Annotated in this window: 6 protein-coding genes and 1 pseudogene; 5 read left to right on the top strand and 2 right to left on the bottom strand. The window is 39.5% G+C overall.

What is annotated here, in order from left to right:
• The 5 genes and pseudogenes from VB713_RS26265 to hemE form a co-directional block, all read left to right on the top strand.
• A pseudogene (locus tag VB713_RS26265) lies at positions 1–295 on the top strand (hypothetical protein); the annotation flags it as partial.
• Positions 296–766: 471 nt separating this feature from the next.
• Positions 767–967 (top strand): hypothetical protein, encoded by a 201-nt coding sequence (locus tag VB713_RS26260; protein ID WP_323314435.1) that lies wholly within the window; start codon positions 767–769, stop codon positions 965–967.
• Positions 968–1,030: 63 nt separating this feature from the next.
• Positions 1,031–1,261, top strand: a complete 231-nt coding sequence (locus VB713_RS26255) for a DUF433 domain-containing protein (protein ID WP_323314434.1) — start codon at positions 1,031–1,033, stop codon at positions 1,259–1,261.
• A 3-nt stretch (positions 1,262–1,264) separates the two neighbouring features.
• The gene (locus VB713_RS26250) at positions 1,265–1,780 is read left to right on the top strand and encodes a DUF5615 family PIN-like protein (protein WP_323314433.1); all 516 of its coding nucleotides are present in this window, start codon (positions 1,265–1,267) and stop codon (positions 1,778–1,780) included.
• Positions 1,781–1,847: 67 nt separating this feature from the next.
• A complete protein-coding gene (hemE, locus tag VB713_RS26245) occupies positions 1,848–2,900 on the top strand; it encodes a uroporphyrinogen decarboxylase (protein ID WP_323314432.1) in 1,053 nt (350 codons plus the stop codon).
• Between the two features lie 43 nt (positions 2,901–2,943).
• On the opposite strand, the gene VB713_RS26240 is transcribed toward hemE, so the two are convergent.
• Both VB713_RS26240 and VB713_RS26235 read right to left on the bottom strand, forming a co-directional pair.
• On the bottom strand, positions 2,944–3,783 hold the full coding sequence (locus VB713_RS26240) for an FAD-binding domain-containing protein (RefSeq protein ID WP_323314431.1): 840 nt from the start codon (positions 3,781–3,783) through the stop codon (positions 2,944–2,946).
• Positions 3,784–4,079: 296 nt separating this feature from the next.
• The coding region (locus VB713_RS26235; protein ID WP_323314430.1) for a DUF4114 domain-containing protein at positions 4,080–5,219 on the bottom strand (1,140 nt) is incomplete at its 5' end.

Genomic DNA, 5,219 nt, shown 5'->3' with positions numbered 1-5,219 from the left:
ATCGGTACAATCTGCATCTGATAAGCTTTTTAGACTATTTCGTCATCCCGTCAGGATCAAAACCTACAACTATGAGATTGGCTACAATATAGTTCTTGATAGTCAAAACCGTAAGGATAGGGCAAATATCACTAATTCTGGATATGACCAGTTAGTTTTAGAAGATACTGGAAGACCAAATATAGAAGGTTATGAAGTTCCACCTATCGAGCCAGATATTTCTGAGGACGTTAAAATTTCTTATACGTTTCAAGAAGTGTTAGAGAAATATAAGTCAGGACAATGTGATAAGTAAGGAAATGTGATGTAATGCGATAGGCAATCTACTATCATCTACTATTTCCTTTAATATACAAGTGTGCGTTAACAAAGTAACGCACTTCACTTTGTCGGAATGGTAGCGAGATCGCCTTTCTTGTAGACTTACATTTTGTTAACCCACCTTTTTTGTTTGCATGGGAGCGATGCCTGTAATGAGGGAAGCGATACCTTCGGTAAGCTTCGCTTCAAATAACCTCTTAGACGGAAAGATCATCCTCTAGCCAAATTTGCAGGAATTTTAAGCGACGCAGAAGCAACAGAGATAAAACAATAAATTGCTGAATGTCGGCGGGTAGATGCAAATGAGTGGTGAAATGGCTTTAGATACTGATGTTTGCGATTAGGAAAGCGATCTTTATGGTTTATGTGGGATGATCAGGCGATCGCATGAAATAACCTAGAGGAGAGCGATTCCCACTTAATTATGCTTTGGAGGTTTAGACGTATGACAACCCGTGAGCAATTAATCCAAGAACTCGAAAAAACTCCTGATGATATTGTGCAACTTTTACTAGATTATTTACATCGTGTGAAAGCTACACGCAAAGATCATCCTCTAGCCAAATTTGCAGGAATTTTAAGCAACGCAGAAGCAACAGAGATAAAACAATCAATTGCTGAATGTCGGCAGGTAGATACCAATTAGTGGTAAAATTAATTTGTGTACTTTCCTATTTCATATATTCATATATTCAGACAATTAATAATTATGGATTGGCAATCTCGAATTATCATTGACCCAAACATCTTAGTCGGTAAACCTATTATCAAAGGAACACGACTAGCTGTAGAATTTATCATTGATCTTCTGTCCCAAGGCTGGAGTAATGAGGAAATTTTGCGTAATTATCCAGGTATTACTATTGAAGATATCCAAGCCTGTCTTGCTTATGCTAGTGCTTCTCTAAAATCTGAAAAAATCTATGCTATTCCTGCCTAAATCATGCGTTTTTTAGCTAATGAAAATTTTCCGCTTGATGCGGTTGAAGCTTTGAGAGAAAACGGACATGATGTAGCTTGGATTAGAATAGACTCACCAGGTATTTCTGATCCTCAAGTATTAAGTCGCGCCCAAGCAGAAAACCGTATTCTCTTAACCTTTGATAAAGATTTTGGAGAACTGGCTTTTCGTTCACAGTTACCTGCTACAACTGGGATTATTTTATTTAGAATAAAAGCTCCCTCTGGTGCAGTAGTAGCGGAAAAAGTTGTCAAAGCGATCGCACATACCAATAATACCAATAATCATTCTTCCCTTAAAATTGACAAATCAAATCTTTTGCAAATTTCAATACAAACGTGGCGCAGTACGATCGCATCTTTTGCAAACTTACACTTCATTAACCCAGCATTTTTACCTCCCTGGGAGCGATCGCATTTTCATAGTCAGTTTATTCAACTTCTGGCTGAGTATATTAAGTTAGGTAAAGCTGTGGGCGCTGCTTTTCACCCATGCTGATCAAGGGTATTCTGAGAATGATAAGCTAAACAGTGACATAAAAAAGTGACTTAGGATGAAGTGTTAAATGGGTGTTTCCTCAACGGCTCCTCTCCTCCTCCGGGCTGCACGTGGTGAAGTAGTAGATCGTCCCCCCGTATGGATGATGCGACAAGCGGGGCGCTATATGAAAGCATATCGGGATTTGCGAGAAAAATATCCTTCATTCCGCGATCGCTCAGAAATTCCAGAAGTAGCGATTGAAGTTTCCCTCCAACCTTGGAGAGCTTTCCAACCCGATGGAGTTATTTTATTTTCCGATATTGTCACTCCCCTCCCAGGAATGGGGATTGAAATGGATATTGCGGAAGGTAAAGGCCCAATTATTCACTCGCCCATTCGCACTCAACAACAAGTTGATCAACTGCGTCCCCTAGAACCAGAAATATCCCTGCCATTTATCAAAACGATTTTGCAGGCATTACGGCAGGAAGTAGGCAATCAATCAACGGTGTTAGGCTTTGTGGGCGCACCTTGGACATTAGCCGCTTATGTGGTGGAAGGCAAAGGTTCTAAAACCTATTCCATCATTAAAAACATGGCATTTAGTGACCCAACGATGCTACATCAGTTTTTGGAGAAATTAGCTGATGCGATCGCAATCTATGTCCGCTACCAAATTGACTGCGGCGCTCAAGTTGTGCAAATGTTCGATTCTTGGGCAGGACAACTCAGCCCCCAAGATTATGACACCTTTGCCCTACCTTATCAAAAAATGGTGTTCGAGAAAGTCAAAGCAACTCATCCCGATACACCCTTAATTTTGTTAGTTAGTGGTAGTGCAGGTGTTCTCGAACGCATGGCACAATCGGGGGCGGATATCGTCACTGTTGATTGGGCAGTGGATATGGCAGATGCACGGGCTAGATTAGGTAAACACGTCAAAGTTCAAGGAAACCTTGATCCTGGTGTGTTATTTGGTTCCAAAGAGTTCATCCGCGATCGCATTCTGGACACCGTTCGCAAAGCCGGGAACTGGGGACACATCCTCAATCTTGGTCATGGTGTACTACCAGCCACACCAGAAGAAAATGTCGCTTTCTTCTTTGAAACTGCCAAAAAATTGAATGCTTTGGTGTAATTCTTTGGGTGGGCAAATGCCCACCTAATTAATTAACAGCAGTTCAACCTCGCTTTTTTCCTTTCTGCCAACTTTGACTATTGGGCTTTTTACTAAACTCTCCATTAGGAAAAAGTTGCTGTTCTAATTCTTCATAACTACCTTCAAAATCACAACTTCCATAAAGCGGACATTGACGACAATAAACGCTGTTGCTATAACGTTCTAAATTTTCGCGGTTGAAAAAATAAGGTTTGTGGCTAAAGGTACTCGCTACCCACTGCCATGACATATTATTACTTGCTGGGTCGCCATCAAGCAAATGTTGCAAAAACCATTTTGCGCCGGCTTGCCATTGAATATGTCGCCAATGGATCACATAAGCTGCTAACCACATTCTGATATGGTTGTGCAGATAGCCAGTTTCTCGCAATTCTCGGCTAAAGCTATCAATACAAACTAGTCCTGTTGTACCTTTGGTGATGTCTGGAGGTAATTCTGCTGCGTAGTCTACTAGTTTGTATCCAGTTTTGTATTCTTCTTGATTTTGCCAAATACCATCCCCCAGCTTTACATATAACCTTTGCCAATAGTCACGCCAACCTAACTCGGTAATTAATTTAGTCGCTTCATCTAAATTCTGGACATTATCAAGAATATAATCTCGAATTTCTCGCAAACTCAAAACGCCATAACGAATATAAGGTGATAGTTTAGTAACATCACCTGTTATAAAATTACGTGTTTTTCCGTAAGCATCTGGATTGACTTGATGTAATACTTGTTCGGCTGCTTTCCTTCCTCCTAAAGTCATACTAACGTGATCATCTCGTTCTGTAGCTGTGGGGAACTGTTCACGGAGATAAGTTATTAATTCTTCTCGACTAGTAAAATCACGTAACATAGTTTTACTGATTTAAACATAATTTTAGTGACCAAGTGATTCCTTTAGAAGTAAATTATGACAAAATATACACAGAAACCAGTATTGAATATTCTTATCTTTTCTTTTGCCTTCTCATATTCCCAATAGTATCAATATTTGAGGAAATCAAAACACTGTAGCAGTTGTCAGATGAGTGAAGTAGAGGTTTCAATGCCAAGAAAGCCCGTAGGGGCGGGGTTTTCCCGCCCTCAATTGTCAGAAAGGCTTTGAGAAGCTTATTCCCTTTTTAAGAGGGAAATCTCAAACAAAGATTTTTATGCGATCGCTTGTAACTCAAATTTGACAACGATATCGTTAAAATCTCCATCACCACCATTTACTAAATCTTCAAAGCCAAAGGTATTATCACCTAAAAGACGGACATGATCTGTCTGATCTGAATTAGCACCTAAGAACGTAAAGTAAACGGCTGGATCATTATTTGAATTGTTATCAAGAACCGCATCAGGTCTACTATTCACAATTAGAAATGGTACATAGATAGCACCACCTTCTAAAGTGCCGCTAAAATTTGCTGTTTGTCCATCACTAACACTCAAACCAAGATTACTTAAATGTTGATTAACCGCTGCTTGAGTATAGCCAGCTTGCCCAGGTAGGATATCAGCAGTACCATCACCGTTAATATCAATTCCACCATTTTCATCAGTCACTTTATAGAAACCAACATAGTTATCAAAAGCTGCTTCTCTATAGACTGTAAACTCAGCTGTCACCAAACCAGAAACATCTCGTAAATCAATGTTTTCTCCTTGTGAACGGTCTTGCAAACCTGTACCCAGAGGTAAAGGATTATCTGTAGCCTTAATATTGACAACCAAATCCTCGAATCCTTGAGGATTACCAGAACCATCCTCCCAAGCAAGAGAGAAATTATTATTACCTAAGTCTGTACTTTGGAGAGTTGAAGAACTAGGAAAAATTAAGTTAGAAATAGACGTAATTCCAGTTTTTACAGAATCAGTCGAACCATTTTTGACTACATAAAATCTTAAGTTATCATTGGCATCAAATCCTAATAACTTATTGATATTATTTGCATCAAACTGCTGAGGAATTTTGGAAATAGCCGAGAAAATTACCTTACTGTTCGCCAATGCTGCCTCAGCATATCCAGCTTCTCCGGGGGCAATACTATTAATTGTTCCAGCTGCATCATCAACAGTAAATGCACCTAATTCATTGACAAGGCTAGAACTAAGTCCGGTGAGGGTAACTTCAAGTGTGGCTTTGCTATTGTTGGTTTGGATTTGAAAGACATCATTGCTAATTTTGACTAATTTAGTGGTTGACGAACCGCCACTTGTAGGTCCTTCATTGATGTCATTAACATTGATGGTTAATTCCTTTTCATAGGAAAGTCCATCTTGGTCTGTAGTTTTAACTTTGATTAG

The sequence above is a fragment of the Anabaena cylindrica UHCC 0172 genome, from assembly GCF_034931625.1.
Lineage (GTDB): Bacteria > Cyanobacteriota > Cyanobacteriia > Cyanobacteriales > Nostocaceae > Anabaena > Anabaena cylindrica_A.
The sequence above is the reverse complement of the archived record's forward strand: the minus strand, read 5'-3'. Positions and strand labels throughout refer to the sequence as shown.

Excerpts from the sequence above, each read along its gene's own strand:
- VB713_RS26260 (WP_323314435.1), top strand. The coding sequence starts at position 767 with ATGACAACCCGTGAGCAATTAATCCAAGAACTCGAAAAAACTCCTGAT.
- VB713_RS26255 (WP_323314434.1), top strand. The coding sequence starts at position 1,031 with ATGGATTGGCAATCTCGAATTATCATTGACCCAAACATCTTAGTCGGT.
- VB713_RS26250 (WP_323314433.1), top strand. The coding sequence starts at position 1,265 with ATGCGTTTTTTAGCTAATGAAAATTTTCCGCTTGATGCGGTTGAAGCT.
- hemE (WP_323314432.1), top strand. The coding sequence starts at position 1,848 with ATGGGTGTTTCCTCAACGGCTCCTCTCCTCCTCCGGGCTGCACGTGGT.
- VB713_RS26240 (WP_323314431.1), bottom strand. The coding sequence starts at position 3,783 with ATGTTACGTGATTTTACTAGTCGAGAAGAATTAATAACTTATCTCCGT.